The organism is Corynebacterium sp. HMSC034B08 (assembly GCF_001835805.1).
GTDB classification, from domain to species: domain Bacteria; phylum Actinomycetota; class Actinomycetes; order Mycobacteriales; family Mycobacteriaceae; genus Corynebacterium; species Corynebacterium coyleae.
Map to the genome: position 1 here is coordinate 1 of NZ_KV825926.1, position 1,668 is coordinate 1,668.

The 1,668-nt window shown below is 58.2% G+C and carries 2 protein-coding genes and 1 pseudogene; 1 reads left to right on the forward strand and 2 read right to left on the reverse strand.

The annotated features are described in order from the left end of the window. Positions 1-543, reverse strand: a 543-nt coding sequence (locus tag HMPREF2656_RS02870; RefSeq protein ID WP_246825097.1) for a transposase, incomplete at its 3' end; no start/stop codon positions are given. A 127-nt stretch (positions 544-670) separates the two neighbouring features. Here HMPREF2656_RS02870 and HMPREF2656_RS12410 point away from each other — a divergent pair. Beyond that, positions 671-1,333, forward strand: a pseudogene (locus HMPREF2656_RS12410) (IS256 family transposase); the annotation flags it as partial. A gap of 141 nt (positions 1,334-1,474) precedes the next feature. Here the strand turns inward: HMPREF2656_RS12410 and HMPREF2656_RS12990 are convergent. After that, on the reverse strand, positions 1,475-1,668 hold a 194-nt coding region (locus HMPREF2656_RS12990), incomplete at its 5' end, for a hypothetical protein (protein ID WP_168167523.1).

The window sequence follows — 1,668 nt, forward strand, 5'->3', positions numbered from 1 at the left end:
CCGAAACGGCCTAAAACAACTTGACAAAACACACGCGTCGGTGATCGTGCTGATCGTATCCGGGCTCATATCCACCCCCAGGGCGGTGGCGAGATGGTGCTGGATATCACGCACGTTCATCCCGCCGGCGTACAGCGAGATAATCATGTCGTCGAGCTCTGTGAGCCGACGGGAGCCTTTGGGCACCATTGTTGGAGCAAACGTGCCGGCACGATCCCTCGGCATGGTCACTTCCAACGCGCCGTAGCCAGAATCAACGGTTGTGGTGTACGACCCGTTGCGGTGATTGTTCGCCTGTGCGGTTTCCACCCGGGCCTTCGCCTTACGATCGGCATGGCCGTAGCCCAAATGCGCATCCATCTCTGCCTTAAGACCGGCGTTGATCGATGCCTGCAGCAGGCCTTTGACCAGCTCGCTGGCATCATCAGCGGAAGCCGACAGCTCGCTGATCAAGCTGGCCAGCTCAGGATTTTCCATCAGCTTCTCGCTGATCTCGTTGACCCTCGCCGGGTCGTGGCTTTTCTTCGGTGACACCGTAGTCATTATCGGTGAAACTCCTCCTAGATCAGAGCCTCACACACAAACTTCCTGACACCCTCACTGGCGGTGGCCGCCCCTGTATTTCCCAGGGCCCACCATCAGCAAGCGCTACACCACACTAAGGGACGTAACCGTCCATGCGCAGCGCGTCATCCGCCGCTACACCACCTCACGGCCACGAACCGACGCCGGCAAAGCCATCTACGCACTCGCGTTGAAGCTGACCCGTATCACCACACTCGACCAAGCACGGGAGTGGACGCTGCGTCTGCACGACTTCGGGCAGGTATTCAAAACATTCCTCAACGAAAAAACGCCCGTGCCAAAAGAACGCCGCACACTCAATAACCAGTGGGAATGGACCCATCTACGAGTGCGCAAAGCCTACAACTCACTGCTGTATCTATCGCGCAACAACTGGCTGTTTACCTACCTGCAGCCACCACCGAATGCGCTTGAGCCAAACGCTGGGCGTCAACGACAAACAGTCTGGAAGGCGGCATCAACGCCGGACTCAAACGCATCGCCGACGGGCATCGCGGCAGGTCCGGGGAACGCCAACGGAAAATGCTCGAGTGGCACCTCCACACCAAAAAAGCAACTGCCTGACGATCCGTTAGACATCGCCAGGCAGTGCAATTTTGGTCAAGATCAACTCGCCAAAGTCAACGATCTTGCCGAAGAAGACCACAACAAAGCCGACCAGGAAACAGGCCGACCAGCCTTCTACGACAACGCTATCCCAACCGAGTACGAACACTCGATAGGAATCAGAAAAGGCCTCATGAAGTAACAAACAGTGTGTCCGCCCCGCGACACGCCGAGCGGACACACTTTTTGCTACTTAACCCGCGATTTGCGTCTTTGCTTAACGACGAAGCGCCGCCCCACCCCTTCCGGAGCCAGGCGGCGCTACATGCGATCTTTTCGCGCGCTACTTCTTGCCGAAGCTTGCGATCGGGCCGAGGACTCGGTCGATCGGGAATGCCAGCAGCAGCGACAGAACATTGAGCACTGCGACTACGCCCGCGATGATGACGCTAATCGGCGCGTTGCTCGAGCCCTTGGAGTCATCCTGGCCCTCGACCGGCCCCTCCGGCTTGGTTTCCGGCTTGGTTTCCGGCTTGG